This window comes from Nonomuraea sp. B208 (assembly GCF_057536035.1).
Genome location: NZ_BAAJOU010000031.1, coordinates 210,636 through 228,645, shown reverse-complemented (window position 1 = coordinate 228,645; position 18,010 = coordinate 210,636). Strand labels below are relative to the sequence as shown.

Here is an 18,010-nt window from a genome sequence, read left to right as displayed (position 1 = left end):
TGAGCCCTGTATCCCCTGTGGCGAGGAAGGTTCCATGACCGACATCGATGCGGTTCCCGGGATGGGGCCGTTGCTGGCCGCCCGTACGTTCTTCACCAGGTCGGAGGTGTCGGCCGACGGCCGCACCCTGCACCAGGTCGACCCGAGCGGCTGGGACCGCTTCTACCGGGACCGATGGGCGCACGACAAGGTGGTGCGCTCGACGCACGGCGTGAACTGCACGGGATCGTGCTCGTGGCAGGTGTTCGTCAAGGACGGCCTCATCACGTGGGAGCACCAGGCGACCGACTATCCGTCGGTGGGGCCGGATTCCCCCGAGTACGAGCCGCGCGGCTGCCCCCGTGGCGCGTCGTTCTCCTGGTACACCTATTCGCCGTCGCGGGTGCGGTACCCGTACGTGCGCGGGGTGCTGCTGGAGGCGTGGCGGGAGGCCAGGTCCAGGCTGGGGGACCCGGTGCTGGCGTGGGCGGAGCTGACCGGCGACCCGGAGCGGTCGCGGGCGTACAAGCGGGCCCGCGGCAAGGGCGGGTTCGTCCGCGCGGAGTGGGACGAGGTCCTGGAGCTGATGGCCGCCGCGCACGTGCACACGGTCAAGGAGTACGGGCCGGACCGGGTGGTGGGGTTCTCGCCCATCCCGGCGATGTCGATGGCGTCGTTCGCGGCCGGGACGCGGTTCCTGTCGATGATCGGCGGCACGCTGCTGTCGTTCTACGACTGGTACGCCGACCTGCCGATCGCCTCCCCGCAGGTGTGGGGCGACCAGACGGACGTGCCCGAGGCGGCCGACTGGTGGAACTCCCGCTACCTGATCATGTGGGGCTCCAACATCCCGGTCACCCGCACCCCGGACGCCCACTTCATGACCGAGGCCCGCTACCAGGGCACCAAGGTGGTGGCGGTCAGCCCCGACTACGCCGACAACGTCAAGTTCGCCGACGACTGGCTCGCGCCGCATCCGGGCACGGACGGCGCGCTCGCGATGGCGATGGGGCACGTGGTGCTGACGGAGTTCTTCCGCGAGCGGCAGGTGCCGTACTTCACCGACTACGTACGCAAATACACCGACCTGCCGTTCCTGGTGACGCTGGAGCCGCGCGGCGACGCCTACGTCCCGCGCCGCTTCCTGACCGCCGCCGACCTGCTCGACGACGGGGGCGACGAGACCGAGAACGCCGCGTTCAAGACCGTCTTCCTGGACGAGGAGACGGGCGAGCCGACGATCCCGAACGGCTCGCTCGGCTTCCGCTGGGGCGAGGAGGGCGCGGGCCGCTGGAACCTCGACCTGGCCGGCGCCACCCCCGCCCTGACCCTGCTCGGCCGCGCCGGCCGCGCCGTCGAGGTCGACCTGCCGCGTTTCGACGAGGGCGCCACCGAAGGCGGCTCGGTCATGCGCCGCGGCGTGCCCGCGACCGAGGTGGGCGGCAGGCTCGTCACCACGGTGTTCGACCTGCTCATGGCCCAGTACGGAGTGGCGCGCGGCGACCTGCCCGGCCAGTGGCCGCAGGGCTACGAGGACGCGGCGCAGCCGTACACGCCGGCCTGGGCGGAGGAGATCACCTCGGTCCCCGCCGCGACGATCGCCAGGATCGGCCGGGAGTTCGCCCGCAACGCCGAGGTCACCGAGGGCCGGTCGATGATCGCGATGGGCGCGGGCACCAACCACTGGTTCCACTCCGACCAGATCTACCGCGCCTTCCTGACGCTGGTGCTGCTGACCGGCTGCCAGGGCGTCAACGGCGGCGGCTGGGGCCACTACGTCGGCCAGGAGAAGGTCCGCCCGATCACCGGCTTCCAGCACCTGGCCTTCGCCTTCGACTGGCAGCGGCCGACCCGGCACATGGCGGGGACGGCGTTCTGGTACCTCGCCACCGACCAGTGGCGCTACGAGCAGATCCAGGCCGACGAGCTGTCCAGCCCGCTCGGGGACGGCCTGTTCGCGGGGCGCTCGTTCGCCGACTGCAACGCCCAGGCGGCCCGGCTGGGCTGGCTGCCGTCGCACCCGACGTTCAACAGGAACCCGCTCACGCTCGCCGACGAGGCCGCCGCGAAGGGCGTCGGCGTGGCCGAGCACGTGGTGGACGAGCTCAGGTCCGGCCGGCTGCGGTTCGCCGCCGAGGACCCGGGCGACCCGGCGAACTTCCCGCGGGTGCTCACCGTCTGGCGGGCCAACCTGCTGGGCTCGTCCGGCAAGGGCAACGAGTACTTCCTGCGGCACCTGCTCGGCGCGGACGCCGAGACCCGCAACCGGGAAGGCGTCCACCCCACGGAGGTGCGCTGGCGGGAGGAGGCCACCGAGGGCAAGCTCGATCTGCTGACCACGATCGACTTCCGCATGACGTCCACGGCGCTGTTCGCCGACGTCGTGCTGCCGGCCGCCACCTGGTACGAGAAGCACGACCTGTCCTCGACCGACATGCACCCGTTCGTCCACGCGTTCAACCCGGCCATCGCCCCGCCGTGGCAGACCCGCGCCGACTACGACGTCTTCCTCGGCCTCGCCGACGCCTTCTCCGAGCTGGCCGCCCGCCATCTCGGGAGGCGGACCGACGTCCTCGCCGTCCCGCTCGCCCACGACACGCCGGACGAGCTGGCGCAGCCCGGCGGCCGCGTACGCGACTGGAAGCACGGCGAGTGCGAGCCCATCCCCGGGAAGACCATGCCGAAGATCGTCACGATCGAGCGCGACTACGCCGCCGTCGGCGCGCGGATGCGCGGCATCGGGCCGCTCTTCGCCGAGCTGGGCCTGACCACCAAGGGCATCACGTACCGGGTCGGGCCCGAGCTGGACGACCTGCGCGCCAGGAACGGCACCACCCCCGAGGGCCGCGTCTCCCTGGCCACGGCCGACCGCATGTGCGAGGCCATCCTCGCGCTGTCCGGCACCACCAACGGCCGCCTGTCCACGCAGGGCTTCGAGACGCTGGAGCGGCGCACCGGCACCCGGCTCGCCGACCTGGCCGCCGAGCACGAGGGCAAGCGGATCACGTTCGCCGACACCCGGTCCAGGCCGCAGCCCGTCATCACCTCGCCCGAATGGTCCGGGTCGGAGACCGGCGGACGCCGCTACTCCGCCTTCGTCATCAACGTCGAACGCGACAAACCCTGGCACACGCTGACCGGCCGCCAGCAGTTCTTCCTCGACCACGACTGGATGATCGAGCTGGGGGAGCAGCTGCCCGCCTACCGGCCGCCGCTCAACATGCGCCGCCACTACGGCGAGCAGGGCGACGGCCAGGACGGGGCCGAGGTCACCGTGCGCTACCTGACGCCGCACTCGAAGTGGTCCATCCACTCGGAGTACCAGGACAACGCCTACATGCTGGCGCTGTCGCGCGGCGGGCCGACGATCTGGATGAGCGTCGAGGACGCCGCCAGGATCGGCGTGGCCGACAACGACTGGATCGAGGCGTACAACCGCAACGGCGTCGTCGTGGCGCGGGCCGTCGTCTCGCACCGCATGCCCGCCGGGACCGTGTACATGTACCACGCCAAGGACCGCAACGTGAACGTCCCCCTGACCGAGAGGTCGGGCCGGCGCGGCGGCGTGCACAACTCCCTCACCCGGCTGCTGCTCAAGCCCAGCCACCTCATCGGCGGGTACGCGCAGTTCACCTACGCCTTCAACTACTACGGGCCCACCGGCAACCAGCGTGACGAGATCACGGTGATCCGCCGCCGGGGCCAGGAGGTGACGTACTGATGCGCGTCATGGCACAGGTCGCGATGGTCATGAACCTGGACAAGTGCATCGGCTGCCACACCTGCTCGGTCACCTGCAAGCAGACCTGGACCAACCGGGACGGCGTCGAGTACGTCTGGTTCAACAACGTCGAGACCAAGCCCGGCGTCGGCTACCCCAAGCGCTACGAGGACCAGGACCGCTGGCACGGCGGCTGGCAGCTGGACGGGCGCGGCCGGCTCAAGCTGCGCGCGGGCGGCCGGGTCAAGCGCCTGCTCAACCTGTTCTCCAACCCCGACCTGCCCGCCCTGGACGACTACTACGAGCCGGCCACCTACGACTACGACACCCTCGTCAACGCCCCCGCGGGACCGCACACCCCGGTCATCCGCCCCAAATCCGCCATCACCGGCCGCGACATGGCCATCACCTGGGGCGCGAACTGGGAGGACGACCTCGGCGGCGCCCCCGAGCACGCCACGGCCGACCCCAACCTCGCCGCGATGGCGGAGAAGGTGGCGATGGAGTTCGACAAGACCTTCATGTTCCACCTGCCGCGCATCTGCGAGCACTGCCTCAACCCGGCCTGCGTCGCCGCCTGCCCGTCCGGCGCCATGTACAAGCGCGAGGAGGACGGCATCGTCCTCGTGGACCAGGAACGCTGCCGCGGCTGGCGCATGTGCGTCTCGTCCTGCCCGTACAAGAAGGTGTACGTCAACCACAGGACCGGCAAGGCCGAGAAGTGCACCTTCTGCTTCCCCCGCATCGAGGCCGGCCAGCCGACCGTGTGCGCCGAGACCTGCGTCGGCCGGCTGCGTTACCTCGGCCTCATCCTGTACGACGCCGACGCCGTGCTCGACGCCGCCCGCGTCGCCGACCCCCGCGACCTGCTGGAGGCGCAGCGCCGGGTCTTCCTCGACCCCGAGGATCCCGCCGTGGCCGCCGCCGCCCGCGCGAGCGGCATCAGCGAGGACTGGATCGAGGCGGCGCGGCGTTCCCCGATCTACAGGCTGGCCATGCGGTACCGGGTCGCGCTGCCGCTGCACCCGGAGTACCGGACGCTGCCGATGGTCTGGTACATCCCGCCGCTCTCGCCCGTCCTCGACGCCGTCACCGGCGTCGGCGCCGACGCCGACGACCCCGACAACGTCTTTCACGCGATCACCGACCTGCGCATCCCGCTGGAGTACCTGGCGAGCCTGTTCTCGGCGGGCGACACCGAGGTGGTGGCCGGGGTGCTGATGAAGCTGTCGGCGATGCGGGCGTACATGCGGGCCCGCACCATCGACGGCACCGTCGCCACGGACCTGCTGGAGTCGGCCGGGATGACGGCCGCCGACATGGAGGACATGTACCGGCTGCTCGCCATCGCCAAGTACGACGAGCGCTACGTCGTGCCGGCCGCCCACCGCGAGGACGCCGCCGCCCTGTCCGCGCAGGCCGGCGGGTGCAGCCTCGACGGCGACGGCGGGCCCGGCATGAGCGACTTCCACCCGACCGGCGTCACCGGCCGGCGCGGCGACGGCCGCCTGGGCCTGAAGCTCTTCGTCGGCAAGGGAGGCCCGGCATGAACCACGTCCCCCGGCAGCGCGCGTCCCTGCTCCGGCTGGTCTCCCTCCTGCTCCAGTACCCCGACCCCGCCCTGCTCGCCGCCCGCGACGAGCTGGCCGAGGCGGTACGCGCCCTGCCGGAATCGAGGGCCCGCACGTCGCTGACCGCCTTCGTGGCCTGGTTCGGCGACCAGCCGCCGATGGAACCGGCCCGCCACTACGTCCAGACCTTCGACCTGCGCCGCAGGTCGAGCCTCTACCTCACCTACTACCTGCACGGCGACACCCGCCGCCGCGGCATGGCCCTGCTCACGCTCAAGCAGCGTTACCGGGTCGCCGGGCTCACCCCGCCGGAGGGCGAGCTGCCCGACTTCCTGCCGGTCGTCTGCGAGTTCGCCGCCCTGGCCGGCCCGGCCACCGGGGAGGCCCCGCTCCGGCAGCACCGCAAGGGCCTGGAGCTCATCCGTACCGCGCTGCACGAGGGCGGCTCGCCGTACGCGCTCGTCCTCGACGCGCTCTGCGGCGAGCTGCCGGAGCTGTCGGCGGCCGAGCAGTCCGCCGTCGCCGACCTCGCCCTGGTGGGGCCGCCCGCCGAGGAGGTCGGGCTGGCGCCGTACGGCCCGCCGCTCACCGAACTGGAGGTCAGACCGTGAACGTCGCGCTCTGGGTCGTCGTCCCCTACGTCGCGCTGACGGTGTTCGTCGTCGGGCACGTCTGGCGCTGGCGGGTCGACCAGTTCGGCTGGACGACGCGCACCACGCAGGTGCTGGAGAGCCGGCTGCTGCGGCTCGGCTCGCCGCTGTTCCACCTCGGCGCGTTCGCCGCGATCGGCGGGCACGTGCTCGGCCTGCTCGTCCCCAAGTCGTGGACCGCGGCCGTCGGGATCGACGAGCACCTCTACCACCTGGTGTCGGTGGTCGCCGGCACCGTGGCCGGGCTCATGGTGGTCGCGGGCCTGGCGCTGCTGCTGGCCCGCCGCTTCACCAGCCCGCGGGTGCGCCGGACGACCACCCGCGCCGACAAGGTGCTGTTCGCCGTCCTCGCCGTGGTGATCCTGCTCGGCATGAGCGCGACCATCGGCGCGAACCTGTTCGGCGGCGGCTACGACTACCGCGCCACGATCGCCGTCTGGTTCCGCGGCGTCCTCATCCTCCGCCCCGACCCCTCCCTGATGGCCGGCGTGCCGCCGGTCTTCCAGCTGCACGCGCTGTCGGCCTGGCTGCTCGCCGCGATCTGGCCGTTCACCAGGCTCGTCCACGTCTGGTCGGCGCCCATCGCGTACCTGTGGCGGCCGTACGTCGTCTACCGCCGGCGCGTGCCGCTGAGCTGATGGCTCCAGCCGTGCTCCAGGAGGTCGAAGGCCCGGACGATGGCCTCGCGGGGATTCTCGTGGGCGTAGGCCGCGCGAGGGGCTTCGAGGGCGAAGTGGGCCAGGGCACCGCAAACAGGGTCGTCCGCGGCGAGGCCGCTCTCCTCCGCGATGACCCGGGCGAGCGCGGCGGCGTGGCGTAGCCACATGTTCTGGGCGTAGTCCCGCAGCGCGGGCGTCCTGGCCACCAGGTCGGCGAAGGCGGCGAAACGGGCGTCGCCGCCTTCACCGGCGGCCACCCGGGTGGTCAGGGCGTGCTCGCGCAGCGCGGCCGGGATGGACTGGCCCTCGGGCCGCTCGCGTACGGCGGCGAGCAGCCGCGCCTCCTGGCCGGAGTCCTCGTCGAAGACGAGGGCTTCCTTCACCGGGAAGTGCTTGAACAGCGTGGTGGTGGACACGTCGGCGGCGTCCGCGATCTCGCGGATGCCGACCTCGTCGTATCCGCGCTCCAGGAACAGGTGCAGCGCGGCGTCGGCGATGGCCTGCCGGGTGGCGGCCTTCTTGCGCTCGCGGCGCCCCATCGGCGGGTGAGACATGCCCGCACCCTACCAACTCGGTGGTACGACTTCAAAAGTTGAACTGTTGCACTTATTGAGTTGGTGTGCTTTTCTGTGGTGCGGCCGCGACACCGCCACCTTCGGAACGAACGGAGCACCACCATGAACACGACTCCGGCACCCCGCATCGCCATCATCGGAGCCGGCCCCGGCGGCCTGACCTGCGCCCGCATCCTCCAGCGGCACGGCATCACCGTCGCCGTCCACGACCGCGACGCCGGCCCCGCCGCCCGCGACCAGGGCGGCACCCTCGACCTGCACGCCGACAACGGCCAGATCGCCCTGCGCGAAGCCGGCCTCCTCGACGAGTTCTTCCGGCTGGCCCGGCCGGAGGGCCAGGAGATGCGCCAGCTGGACCCGGCCGGCACGATGCTCTTCCACCACGTCCCCGGCCAGGACGAACGGTTCAAACCGGAGATCGACCGCGGCCTGCTGCGCGACCTGCTGCTCGACTCGCTTCAGCCCGGCACCGTGCGCTGGGGCCACACCCTGCGGGCCGTCACCGGCCCCGCCGAAGGCCCCCGGCAATTGCACTTCACCGACGGCACCACCGTCGAAGCCGACCTCGTCATCGGCGCCGACGGCGCCTGGTCCAGCGTCCGCCGCGCCGTCTCCCCGGCCACCCCCCGCTACACCGGGGTGAGCTTCCTGGAAGCCTGGTTCCACGACGTCGAGACCCGGCACCCCGACATCGCCGAGCTCGTCGGCCAGGGCGGAGCCGCCGCGGCCGACGGCGAACGCGGCCTGTTCGCCCAGCGCAACGGCGGCGACCACATCCGCGTCTACATCATCCAGCGCGTCCCGGCCGACTGGATCACCGCCGGCGGCCTCACCCCCGAGGCCACCGACGACATCCGCGCCCTCCTCCTGGAGCGCTACCGCGACTGGTCGCCCCGCCTGCGCCGGCTGATCGCCGACAACGACGGCCCGTACGTCGACCGCCCGATCTTCGCCCTGCCCGTCCCGCACGTCTGGGAGCACAACCCGACGGTGACCCTGCTCGGCGACGCCGCTCACCTCATGCCCCCGCTCGGCGTCGGCGTCAACCTCGCCCTGCTGGACGCCTGCGAACTGGCCCTCGCCCTCGCCCGCCACGACACGGTTGACGAGGCGATCCACGCCTACGAGCAGACCATGCTGCCCCGCTCCACGGAAACGGCCCGGCTCCTCGACGGCGCCGCCGAAGGGCTGCTGTCCACCGAGCTGCCCGACTTCGCCGCCGCCGCACTGGGCTAGGTTGCTCGGGTGGGCGTCTACGAGGATCTGCCGGCGGAGCTGATGACCGAGCGGCTGCGGTTGCGGCGGTGGGTGCCGTCGGACGCCGAGGACTACCGCGGGTTGTGGCTTGAGCGGGATCCACGAGTACCGCCGGCACGGCGGATCGACGCCGAGGGCCACCCGACGGTCGAGGACGTCCGCGGCTGGCTCCTCGACAATCCGCTGTCGGCGGCCCCGGGGCTCGGGCTGCTGCCTGTCGAGCTGAGAGCCACCGGTGAGTTCATCGGGTACTGCGGCTTGACTGTCGGCCAGGGGTCTTTCGACGAACCGGAGATCGCGTACGAGCTGGCACAACGAGCTCACGGCCATGGTTACGCGACGGAAGCCGCCCGCGCGGTCATGGAAGCCGCGACTCGAACAGGACGCCGACGACTCTGGGCGACCGTGCGGGAATGGAACGCACCCTCGTTCCGCGTCCTCGAGAAGCTCGGATTCCGCCGAAGCGGCCGCATCACCGAGGACGCCGAACATGGCGACACGATCTGGATGACGCGCGTACTCGAGACGTGAGCACCGGCCGCGCTCCACGGCGCTGTGGTCAGCAGCAGCCGCCCGGCTCGACGGGCTCCTTGGTCAGGGTGTCGGCGTCGCCCTTGACCACGTACACCTCCCATGGCTCCGCTCCCGGGCCGTGGACCCAGACCTTGTCCTGGAGCGCGTAACAGCAGGAGGTGTCGTTCTCCTCGAAGGTGGCGAGACCGGCGTCCTTGAGCCGCTGGGTGGCGGCGTTGACCAGGGCGGTGTCCTCGACCTCCACGCCGAGGTGATCCAGGCGGGTCGCCTCCCCCTCCTCTCCCTCGATGAGCACCAGCTTGAGCGGCGGCTCGGCGATGGCGAAGTTGGCGTAGCCGGGGCGACGCTTGGCCGGCTCAGTGCCGAACAGCTTGGAATAGAAGGCGATCGAGCCTTCCAGGTCGGCGACGCGCAGGGCGAGCTGGACGCGAGACATGGCGATCTCCGCTCTCGTGGTTTCGACGGATGTCTAATCAGCCCCGAGTCTGCGCTACTACTTAGGTACATGTCAAATTAGAGAATCATCTAAGCAGGGTTCAGTATGTACTCGCGCGAGGCGTGGACCTCGCGCCGCAGGGCGGGCAGGTCCACGTCGAGGACGTGGCCGTTCCACTTGCGGGGCTCGCCGTTGATGAGGACGGCGCTGATGTTGCGGGCGTCGGAGCCCAGCACGACGGTGCCGATCGGGTCGTTGAGCGGCATGTTGTTGAGGTCCTCGGCCTGGATGACCAGCAGGTCGGCCTTCTTGCCCGGGGTGAGCGAGCCGGTGACGGCGGCCAGGCCGTTCGTACGGGCGCCCTGGAGAGTGGCGAAGTCCAGGACGTCGTGGGTGGTGATGCGGCGGGGCTGCCGGCCGGTGCCGTACGCGGCGTTGACGGCGCGCATCCGCTGGATGGCGTGCAGGGCCCGCATCTGCGTGAACATGTCGCTGGCCAGGGCGACCTCGACGTCGATGCTCAGCCCGGGGCGGATGCCGACCGACAGGGCCTCGTCGACGGCGGGGATCGCGGTCTCCAGGCCGATCTGGGCGTCGGAGGTGGGGGCGAGCGCCACGGTGGCCCTGGTCTCGCCCATCGCCTTCCACGCCTCCGAGGTCAGCCCGGTGGCGTGGATGAGGGTGACGTCCGGGCCGAGGATGCCGTCCTCGGCCCAGCGCAGGACCGCCTCGGAGGAGGACGTGCCGAAGACGGCGTCCACGCTCACTCCGATGCCCAGGTCCCGCGCGACGCGGGCGAGCTCGGGACCGTAGGCGAGCGCGGGTCCGGCGATCTCGTCGGTGGCGAGCGCCGCCAGGCGCAGGGTCAGCAACTGGTCGTCGCCGCTGAAGTACTGGTCCTTGATGCGCGCCAGATCACCCGGCCACTGCCGGTCCCAGTCGCCGAAGTGCGGCCCCATGGAGGCGTGTACGCCGCGGATGCCGGTGTCGCGCAGGGCCTCGATGGCGGCGTCCGAGTGCTCCCGGGTGCGGGAGTTGTGGGAGAAGTCGAGCATGGTCGTGATGCCGCTGTCGATCGCGGTCAGCGCGGCCAGTCTCGTGCCGACGTACATGTCCTCCGGCCGGTAGACCGGGGCGTAACCGGCCAGCGTGGACATGACATAGCCGCCGAGGTCGTCGACGTCCGGCATGATCCGGCGTAGCTGAGCCTCCCAGGCGTGCCGGTGGGTGTCGACGAAGCCGGGGCTCAGGACGGCGCCGGTGGCGTCCACGACCACCGCGTCGTCGGCGCTGAGGTGGGGGCCGACGGCGGCGATGGCATCGCCCTCGACGAGGAGGTCGCCCTGGTCGATGACGCCGAGGTCGGGGTCCATGGTGACGATGGTCGCGCCGGTGAACAGGATGCGCCGCTCGCTCGCGGGGCGGCGCAGGAGTTGTTCGAGGACGGTGGCGTTGACGTTCATGAAATGTCCTTGTTTTGTGCGTACGTGGGGGAGAGGGCGGCGATGGGCCGCCGGGACGGGTCAGCCCAGCGTCATGACGTAGCCCGCGTGGTGCAGCTCGTCGCCCCTGAACTCCCCGTAGGCCCAGAAACCGAGGTCGTCCAGGTAGTCGATGCGGTCGCCGTCGATCCAGAACCGGCCCTGGTAGGCGTGCGGGCGACCGCCCCGGGTCTCGTCGTAGCGGCCGTCGGCGGTGAGCTCCTGGTGCAGGAAGCCCTTGCGGTCGACCCAGACGCCGACCCGCGGGCTGCCGGTCAGGTCCGGCGCGGCCGGGATGCCCGTTTCGGGAGCGGTGGCCCGGCCGGGGGCGTCGGCGCCGGCCCACAGGACGGGCCGACCGGCCGCGACCAGCGCGCGGACCTGCTCCGGCCGGGACCCGAGGACGGCGATCGCGCTCGGCACATCGGGGGCGAGCTCGTCGGGCACCACCAGGAGATCGGCGGCGTTGCCCGGGGTCAGCGTCGCGACGTACTCCGGACGGCTGCCGCGTCCGCCGGCCAGCGCGACGGCGTCCACGACGGCCGGGACGACGGTCATGCCCGTGCAGTCGACGACGATGGCGTTGTCGTCCTCCGCCGCGGTGACGATGCCGGGGCCGACCCCCACGATCAGGGAACCGACGAACAGGATGTCGGCGCCGGTCATGGTCCCGATCAGCGGGTCCATCGTCACGATCCGGGCGTTGGTGAACAGGACGGGACGGCCGCCGTCGTCCGAGATGATCTCGTGGAGGGCCTTCGGGTTCCAGCTCGCCGTGCCGGTGATGGTCATGGTGCTCCTCACGGGGCTCGTAGGTGTGTGACCATCAGGTTCGTCGTGCCGCGGCGTCGTTACCAGGCCGCCGCTTCCCTAGGTGCGCCGCACCCAGGAAGCCCGTACCTGGGGACACGGCGGCCTGGCCGCCGGCCGGCCGCCGGGCCGACCATGGAGCCATGACCAGCGACGACACGCTCCGCGATCCCCACCCGTACGTCGGGATGTGGGTGACCGCGGACGGCTACATCCGCCAGGAACTGCTGCCGGACGGCCGTTACGACGAGGCCCGAGGGAACCGGCAGAGCGCCTATACCGGCCGCTACAGCGTCACCGGCGACCACATCGACTACATCGACGACACCGGCTTCACCGCCACCGGGGACGTCCGCGACGGCGTTCTCTTCCACGAGCACCTCGTGCTGTACCGCGAGAGCGACCCGCGCGTGCGGCCGCGCGGCTGAGCGGTCGGGGGATTCTCGCCAGGGCCGCTCAGTCCCAGGACGGGTGGCTCGCCGCCTGCACCACCTGTACGGTCTCCCCTCGACCGGCGCGCGCCCGGAGCTCCGCGAAGGCGGCCGCGGTGGCGCTCGCCGGCTCGGCCTGATAGACGACCAGCTGCTGATGCGGGGCGTCATTGACGGTGAACGCCGAGAACTCGATCTCCAGAGCGCCGACCTCGGGGTGCGCGAGGTGCTTGGCCTGCTGGGTCTTGCCCTTCACCTCGTGCCGCGCCCACAGCTCGGCGAACTCGGGGCTCTTCGCGCGGAGCGTGCCGACGACCTCGTCGATCCGGGGCGCGTCGGGGTCGTGCCCGTAGGCCGCGCGCAGTTCGGCCGTACACGAGCTCGCGGCCTTGTCCCAGTCCCGGTAGAAGGCGTGCCCGGCCGGGTCCAGGAAGACCATGCGGGCCAGGTTGTCGAACCTCTGGAACCCGCTGTGCAGGGCCGCGGCGAGCGCGTTGTGCGCCAGGATGTCGAGAGCCGGCCCCAGGATGAAGGCGGGATTGTCGGGCCAGCCGTCGATCAGCCGCCGAAGCTGGGGGCTGATCCGGTCGTGACCGGCGGGGATGCCGCGACGCTCCTGACGCGCCCTGGCGAGCCTGCGCAGGTGGTCGTGCGCCTCGCCGCCGAGGTGGAGTGCGGCGGCGATCGCGTCGATCACCTGGGGCGACGGGCTGGTCTCCCGGCCCTGTTCGAGGCGCATGTAGTAGTCGGAGCTCACGCCCGCGAGCATGGCGACCTCCTCGCGGCGCAGCCCCGGCACCCGCCTGCGCCCGTACTCCGGCAGGCCCACGTCCTGCGGCTTCAGGGCTTCGCGTCGCGCTCTGAGGAAGTCACCCAAGGGAGTGCTGTCGCTCATGACCCCAACCTAATGGGGGACGGAGCCGGCATCGGCAACAGGACGCCCAAGCCTGCCCCGGCGGCCTCCCGGCCCCGCCGTCCGGATCATGGCGTCACCGGAGGAGCGGGGAGCGGCGACGTGGGCTTGGTTGGAACGATCCATAGGCGAGTCTCTCCAAAGGGTGCAAACATCGCCGGGCGACCCGGAAGGAGAACGACGTGAGCGAACCCGAGGTTCGGCCGAACGAGACGACAGTGCCGCTGATGCCGTGCGCGTCAGTGGAGGAGACCCTGGCGTTCTATGAGGCGCTGGGGTTCGAGGCGACCTACAAACAGAGCAAGCCCTACGTCTATCTGGCGCTGCAGTGGAGCGGATTCCAGCTGCACTTCGGCCCGGCGCCCAAGGGCCTGGATCCGGCGCGGGAGGAGTCGGGAAGCTGCCTGGTCATGGTCGACGCCGTGGCGCCGTACCACGCGGCGTTCGTCGCCGCGATGCGCCGGGTCTACGGGAAGGTGCTCGCCTCCGGCCTTCCGCGAATCACCCGTTACCGGCCCGGCGCGTCCCGGTTCACCCTGATCGATCCGTCCGGGAACTCGATCCTCTTCATCCAGCGTGACGAGCCCGCCGAGTTGGAGTACGGCGGCTCGAAGAAGCTGACCGGCCTGGCCAAGGCACTCGACAACGCCCGCATCCTGCGCGAGTTCAAGAACGATGACCTGCAGGCCTTCCGCGCGCTCAAGTCCGCGATGCGCAGACACCACGCGAACGCCTCAGCGGTCGAGCGGGCCATCGCCCTGTGTCATCTCATCGACTTGGCCACCGTTCTCGGCGAGCCCACCGATCCCTGGCTCGCTGATCTGCGCGGTCTGGAGCTCACCGTCGCCGACAGGCAGCGCGTCGAGTCGGAACTCGGGCATCTCGCCGGACTTCAGGAGTGGCTTCCCCAGGTCGGTTGATCACCTCGGCGGAATTGTCGGCGGCGAAGGATACGGTTGGCCGGTGGAACTCACCCCCCGACAGGCGCTCGGTTTGCGGATGTCCAGCCTGCTGCTCCGGGCGTCGCCCGGCGGCGCCGGCCGGGCGAAGGGCGTGGCCGAGGTGGTGACGTGGCTCGGGGCGATGCAGGCGCAAGACCTGGCCAGCGGCCTGTGGTCGTTCGGCGTGCGGCTGCCCGGACACACCGCCGCCGACGTCACCGCCGCGCTGGAGCGGCGTGAGGCGCTGCGCACCTGGCCGATGCGCGGCACCATCCATTTCGTCCCGTCCCGCGACGCCCGCTGGATGGTCGAACTGATGGGCGTCCGAGTGCTGAACGGCGCGGCGAGGCGGCGCGAACAACTCGGCCTCTCGGAGGAGACCGCCGTTCAGGCCATGGAGGTGCTGGGCGCGGCCCTGAGCGGCGGCGGGCGGCTGACCCGGTCGGAGTGCCTGGCCGTGCTGGCCGACAAGGGCATCGACACCGGTGGCCAGCGCGGCTACCACCTGCTGTGGTACGCCAGCCAGCGCGGCCTGCTCTGCATCGCCCCCAACATCGGCAACGAGCAGAGCTTCGTGCTGCTCGACGAGTGGGTCCCCGACCCGCACCGGCCGGAGCGCGACGAGGCACTGGGCACCATCGCCCTGCGCTACTTCCGCGGCCGCGGACCGGCCACCCGGCAGGACTTCGCGGGCTGGACCGGCCTGACCGCGGCCGACGCCAGACGCGGCATCGCCGTGGCCGGCGGCGCGCTGGCCCGGGTGACCGTCGACGGGGTGGAGACGTACCTCGACGGCGCGCTCCTCGACGCCGCCCCGCTCCCGGCCGGCGACGACGAGGTGCTCGTGCTGCCGGGGTTCGACGAATACCTGCTGGGCTACAAGGACCGCTCGCTCATGGTCGCCGACGAGCACAAGGCGGCCATCATCCCCGGCAACAACGGGATCTTCCAGTCCACCGTCGTGCGCGCCGGCCGGGTCGTGGCCACCTGGAAACGCACCCTCACGAAGAGCGCGGTACGGATCGCCGTGCAGCCGCTCGCGCCACTCCACGGAAACGACCGGGCGGAGGTCGAGCGGGCGTTCGAGCCGTACGCGCAGTTCGTGGAACGCACCCCGGAGGTGCGCTGGCCGTGACCCGTCGCGTGTTCGGGCAGTGGCGGATTCGGGCGGCAGGGGTTGAGCCGCCCGCCTGTAAGACAGGCCCCGCACATTCCGATCGGGCTGGACCTGCGGCTCGACACTCGCGTGGGAGTCATCGACCCACGGGGTGGACGTGCAGTGGAGCAGCTTGCTGCGCGGCGGACGCTTTGTCACCTGCGGCGCGGGGCTGGGGGCGGGGACTGGTAAGCAGCAGGGCGCCGGCGGCCAGGACCGCCAGGGCGGTGGCGCCGTGGACGCCGAAGGCGGTGGCGGGCGCTCCGCCGGAGGACAGCACGATGAACATGTCGCCGATCGGGGTGAGCGCCGTGGCCAGCATGACCCAGCCCAGGACACGGCGGTTCCCCGTCAGGGCGACCGCGACGATCACCAGGCCGGACGCCACATCGCGGATTCCCTTGACGGCGAGGAATCCCGCGCCCTCACCCTGAGGCCAGGTGGGCAGGCCGAAATCGGGCGCCATGGACTGGGGAGCCAGCAAATACATGACCCCGACGTAGGCGATGAAGAGGGCGCCGATCACAGAGAGGACGGTGCCGATCGTGGCGCGGGACGGCAGCTTCGTGGGCATGAAGAGTCTCCTGCAGGGGGTGAGGGTCAGGACGCCTGGCGGTCGCGGGTCCAGGTGGGGCTGTCGAGGAAGTGGTTGTCGTAGAGGTCCTGGGAGGCGAGCAGTTCGTCGAGCGTGGCCTCGCCCCGGCGGAGGCGGTCGAGGAGGCGGAAGTACTCGAAGCGCTGGATCCCGGGGGCGACGACGATGAGGAGGTCGGCGGTGTGGCCGGGGGCGGCGGCGAACGCGTGGGGCGTCAGCGGGGGCACGGCCGCCACGTCGCCCTGTTCCAGGGTCACGATCTGCTCGCCCGCCAGGATGCGGGCCTTGCCGCCCAGGATGTAGAAGAGCTCGGTGGAGGTGGCGTGGTGGTGGGGTACGGCGCCGTCCGCGCCTTCGGTGAGCGTCATCCGGATGGTGCTCAGCGCGCCGCCGGTGTCGCTGGAGTCGAGCAGCAGCCGCCCGGTCGCCGTGGGCGAGACGATGGCCTCGGCGTCGACTTCGCGGACGATGGCGGTTTCCACGATCAGAGACATGTCAGGTTCCCTTCGAGCGCGGAGGACACGAGCCGTTCTACGTAGGCCCGGTCGACCGGCGCTCCTGTGATCAGTACTCGGTAGTAGAGGGCGCCGGCCAGCTGGTCGAACAGCACCTCGGCGTCGAGGTCGGCGCGCAGCTCGCCGCGCACGCGTGCCCGCTCGATCAGGGCGATCCCGAGGGCGTTGCGCTCGGCGTACTGCCGGCGGGCCAGCTTGCCGATGTCCTCGTGCCTGGCCGCGGCCGCCACGAGCTCGCCGGCGGTCCCCGCGGACGGGCCTTCGCGGCCGCCTGCCGCGCGCATGCGGTTGAGCGCGGCGGCGATCTCTTCCAGATTGTCGACGAGGTCGGCCCGGATGTCGCCGGTCTCGGTGATCTCATGGTCGGCCTGCAGCCGTGCCACCACCGCGACGGCCAGGTGGTCCTTGGTCGGCCAGCGGCGGTACAGCGTCGTCTTGGCCACTCCTGCCTGCTCGGCCACCTCGTCGATGGACAGGCCGGTGTAGCCGCGTTCGAGCAGCAGGGCGGCGGCGATCCGCAGCACTCGCTCGTCAACTTGCGTGTCGCGTGGTCGTCCCCGAGGCACTGTGCCGCCCCCTCCTCTTTCGAAACTCAGGTAGCGAAAAAAGAAGTTACTCCTCGTGCCGGGATTGCGCAACTCCAGTTTCGTAATTGGTCCGGGCCCTTCCTCCAGGGCCGGAGTTGAGTCAGCATGATCCAGTCGTTGTGGTGGGGAGGGTGGATGGTCGTGTTCGCGTGTACGGGGTGCGGTGCCGTGCTGACGGCGCCGGTGTCACGGGTCGCGCTCCCCGTCCACGCTGATCAGCGGTTCGGCCATGAGCTGCTGCCTGCGCTCCTGGAGCCCGGGACGTACGCGGTGAACCCGGAACCTTCCGGACCGCCTTGGCGACGGTGGGACGAGGTGGGTGCGGACGAAGCGGCGGCCCGCGGAGTGTACGCACCGGTGTACTCCCTGTCGTACGGGCCGCCAGGAAGGGTGGGAGTCGCGCCGGGCGATGTCCGCGGAACCGTGCTGATCCCTGATCGGTGCGACGGTTACTGCTTGGGGCTGGACGGCCGGGACGGCCCGAATCTGGCCTGTGAGGGATGCGGGCAGGCGGTGGGGACCCGGATCGACGACTGCACGCTCTGGCAGGTGGTGTGGCTCGACCCGCGCGCCGTGCGCCAGGTCGGCGCTGCGGGTCCCGCTCGCGGGGTGGTCGGCTGGGAGGCGCTACGGGAGGAACATCCGGGTACGCCACCGGTCGAGCAGCCCGGATGGTGGAGCCCGGTGTGGACGGCGGCCGTCGCGGTGGCGCTGGCCCACCTGCTGGCGGTGTCGGGCGGCAAGCGAGTGGCCGTCCCCGACGGGCCGGTCGCCGAGGCGTTTCGCAGGGCGATCGACATCCTGCTCCCGCCGGGGCCGCCGGCCCGCGAGGTGGGCTTGGCCGGACCTGGCCTGCCCGCCACGATCATGGACATAGCCCTGGTGCCGCAGCATCCGCAGACGGGTGAGGTGTGGCCGGCGGGTGCACGGGCGGTGGTGCCGATGGCCGCTGACGTGTGATGTACATGGCCTTCCACGACGATCGGCGGCTCGCCCCGGCGGCGAGTGGGATGCCGGACGGCGTCCGCCGCGATGATCCGCCGCCGTTGTTGCCGTGGAGGCCGTTCCGGCCCGATTGGGAGATGTTCCTCAGGACATTGGCGCGCCTGCCGGAGGTTCGTCAGCCGTGGTTACGCGCCGTCTATGACCAGGTGGGGGACCGCCGGTACCGGCACCCGTTCTTCTGAACGACTTCGGGC

General features: G+C 71.3%; 19 protein-coding genes. 11 read left to right on the top strand and 8 right to left on the bottom strand.

What is annotated here, in order from left to right:
* Positions 1–34: 34 nt before the first annotated feature.
* From AC27IY_RS44975 to narI, 4 genes are read left to right on the top strand one after another with little or no spacing between them, the layout of a single operon-like run.
* Positions 35–3,700, top strand: coding sequence for a nitrate reductase subunit alpha (locus tag AC27IY_RS44975; RefSeq protein ID WP_487181719.1), 3,666 nt, complete (start codon positions 35–37; stop codon positions 3,698–3,700).
* Positions 3,700–5,250, top strand: coding sequence for a nitrate reductase subunit beta (gene narH, locus AC27IY_RS44970; RefSeq protein WP_487181718.1), 1,551 nt, complete (start codon positions 3,700–3,702; stop codon positions 5,248–5,250). Before AC27IY_RS44975 ends, narH begins: the two co-directional genes overlap by 1 nt.
* Complete coding sequence (narJ, locus tag AC27IY_RS44965; RefSeq protein WP_423474403.1) at positions 5,247–5,882, top strand: nitrate reductase molybdenum cofactor assembly chaperone; 636 nt, start codon at positions 5,247–5,249, stop codon at positions 5,880–5,882. The genes narH and narJ overlap by 4 nt, the downstream gene beginning before the upstream one ends.
* Positions 5,879–6,559, top strand: coding sequence for a respiratory nitrate reductase subunit gamma (gene narI / locus AC27IY_RS44960; RefSeq protein WP_487181717.1), 681 nt, complete (start codon positions 5,879–5,881; stop codon positions 6,557–6,559). The genes narJ and narI overlap by 4 nt, the downstream gene beginning before the upstream one ends.
* On the opposite strand, the gene AC27IY_RS44955 is transcribed toward narI, so the two are convergent.
* Positions 6,532–7,134: a TetR/AcrR family transcriptional regulator gene (locus AC27IY_RS44955; RefSeq protein ID WP_423443846.1), complete on the bottom strand. Its 603-nt coding sequence runs from the start codon at positions 7,132–7,134 to the stop codon at positions 6,532–6,534. The genes narI and AC27IY_RS44955 overlap by 28 nt on opposite strands.
* Before the next feature lie 123 nt (positions 7,135–7,257).
* On the opposite strand from AC27IY_RS44955, the gene AC27IY_RS44950 reads away from it, so the two are divergent.
* Both AC27IY_RS44950 and AC27IY_RS44945 read left to right on the top strand, forming a co-directional pair.
* Positions 7,258–8,391, top strand: coding sequence for an FAD-dependent oxidoreductase (locus tag AC27IY_RS44950; protein ID WP_487181716.1), 1,134 nt, complete (start codon positions 7,258–7,260; stop codon positions 8,389–8,391).
* Between the two features lie 9 nt (positions 8,392–8,400).
* The gene (locus AC27IY_RS44945; RefSeq protein WP_423474409.1) at positions 8,401–8,943 is read left to right on the top strand and encodes a GNAT family N-acetyltransferase; all 543 of its coding nucleotides are present in this window, start codon (positions 8,401–8,403) and stop codon (positions 8,941–8,943) included.
* A 28-nt stretch (positions 8,944–8,971) separates the two neighbouring features.
* Here AC27IY_RS44945 and AC27IY_RS44940 read toward each other — a convergent pair whose 3' ends face one another.
* The 3 genes from AC27IY_RS44940 to AC27IY_RS44930 all read right to left on the bottom strand — a co-directional run bounded on the left by AC27IY_RS44940 (position 8,972) and on the right by AC27IY_RS44930 (position 11,655).
* Positions 8,972–9,382, bottom strand: coding sequence for an ArsI/CadI family heavy metal resistance metalloenzyme (locus AC27IY_RS44940; RefSeq protein WP_423443852.1), 411 nt, complete (start codon positions 9,380–9,382; stop codon positions 8,972–8,974).
* An 89-nt stretch (positions 9,383–9,471) separates the two neighbouring features.
* Entirely contained in the window at positions 9,472–10,845 is a 1,374-nt protein-coding gene (locus tag AC27IY_RS44935; protein ID WP_487181715.1) for an amidohydrolase family protein, read from the bottom strand.
* 60 nt (positions 10,846–10,905) lie between these two features.
* Positions 10,906–11,655 carry an Atu4866 domain-containing protein gene (locus AC27IY_RS44930; protein ID WP_487181714.1) on the bottom strand — a complete coding sequence of 250 codons (750 nt, stop codon included), beginning with the start codon at positions 11,653–11,655 and terminating at the stop codon, positions 10,906–10,908.
* Between the two features lie 161 nt (positions 11,656–11,816).
* Here AC27IY_RS44930 and AC27IY_RS44925 point away from each other — a divergent pair, with 161 nt between their 5' ends.
* Positions 11,817–12,101, top strand: coding sequence for an Atu4866 domain-containing protein (locus AC27IY_RS44925; protein ID WP_487181713.1), 285 nt, complete (start codon positions 11,817–11,819; stop codon positions 12,099–12,101).
* Positions 12,102–12,129: 28 nt separating this feature from the next.
* Here AC27IY_RS44925 and AC27IY_RS44920 read toward each other — a convergent pair whose 3' ends face one another.
* A complete protein-coding gene (locus AC27IY_RS44920; RefSeq protein ID WP_487181712.1) occupies positions 12,130–12,999 on the bottom strand; it encodes a helix-turn-helix transcriptional regulator in 870 nt (289 codons plus the stop codon).
* Between the two features lie 200 nt (positions 13,000–13,199).
* Here AC27IY_RS44920 and AC27IY_RS44915 point away from each other — a divergent pair, with 200 nt between their 5' ends.
* The gene (locus AC27IY_RS44915; RefSeq protein WP_423443862.1) at positions 13,200–13,937 is read left to right on the top strand and encodes a VOC family protein; all 738 of its coding nucleotides are present in this window, start codon (positions 13,200–13,202) and stop codon (positions 13,935–13,937) included.
* 43 nt (positions 13,938–13,980) lie between these two features.
* Positions 13,981–15,093 (top strand): winged helix DNA-binding domain-containing protein, encoded by a 1,113-nt coding sequence (locus AC27IY_RS44910; protein ID WP_487181711.1) that lies wholly within the window; start codon positions 13,981–13,983, stop codon positions 15,091–15,093.
* Positions 15,094–15,211: 118 nt separating this feature from the next.
* Here AC27IY_RS44910 and AC27IY_RS44905 read toward each other — a convergent pair whose 3' ends face one another.
* The 3 genes from AC27IY_RS44905 to AC27IY_RS44895 are packed head-to-tail and all read right to left on the bottom strand — an operon-like array spanning position 15,212 to position 16,748.
* On the bottom strand, positions 15,212–15,688 hold the full coding sequence (locus tag AC27IY_RS44905) for a DUF4267 domain-containing protein (protein WP_487181710.1): 477 nt from the start codon (positions 15,686–15,688) through the stop codon (positions 15,212–15,214).
* A gap of 26 nt (positions 15,689–15,714) precedes the next feature.
* On the bottom strand, positions 15,715–16,203 hold the full coding sequence (locus AC27IY_RS44900; protein ID WP_423443876.1) for a cupin domain-containing protein: 489 nt from the start codon (positions 16,201–16,203) through the stop codon (positions 15,715–15,717).
* The gene (locus AC27IY_RS44895; RefSeq protein WP_423443878.1) at positions 16,194–16,748 is read right to left on the bottom strand and encodes a TetR/AcrR family transcriptional regulator; all 555 of its coding nucleotides are present in this window, start codon (positions 16,746–16,748) and stop codon (positions 16,194–16,196) included. The genes AC27IY_RS44900 and AC27IY_RS44895 overlap by 10 nt, the downstream gene beginning before the upstream one ends.
* A gap of 576 nt (positions 16,749–17,324) precedes the next feature.
* Between AC27IY_RS44895 and AC27IY_RS44890 the strand changes: the two genes are divergently transcribed.
* Complete coding sequence (locus AC27IY_RS44890; protein ID WP_487181709.1) at positions 17,325–17,771, top strand: hypothetical protein; 447 nt, start codon at positions 17,325–17,327, stop codon at positions 17,769–17,771.
* A gap of 5 nt (positions 17,772–17,776) precedes the next feature.
* Entirely contained in the window at positions 17,777–17,998 is a 222-nt protein-coding gene (locus AC27IY_RS44885) for a hypothetical protein (RefSeq protein ID WP_487181708.1), read from the top strand.
* The last annotated feature ends 12 nt before the right edge of the window (positions 17,999–18,010 follow it).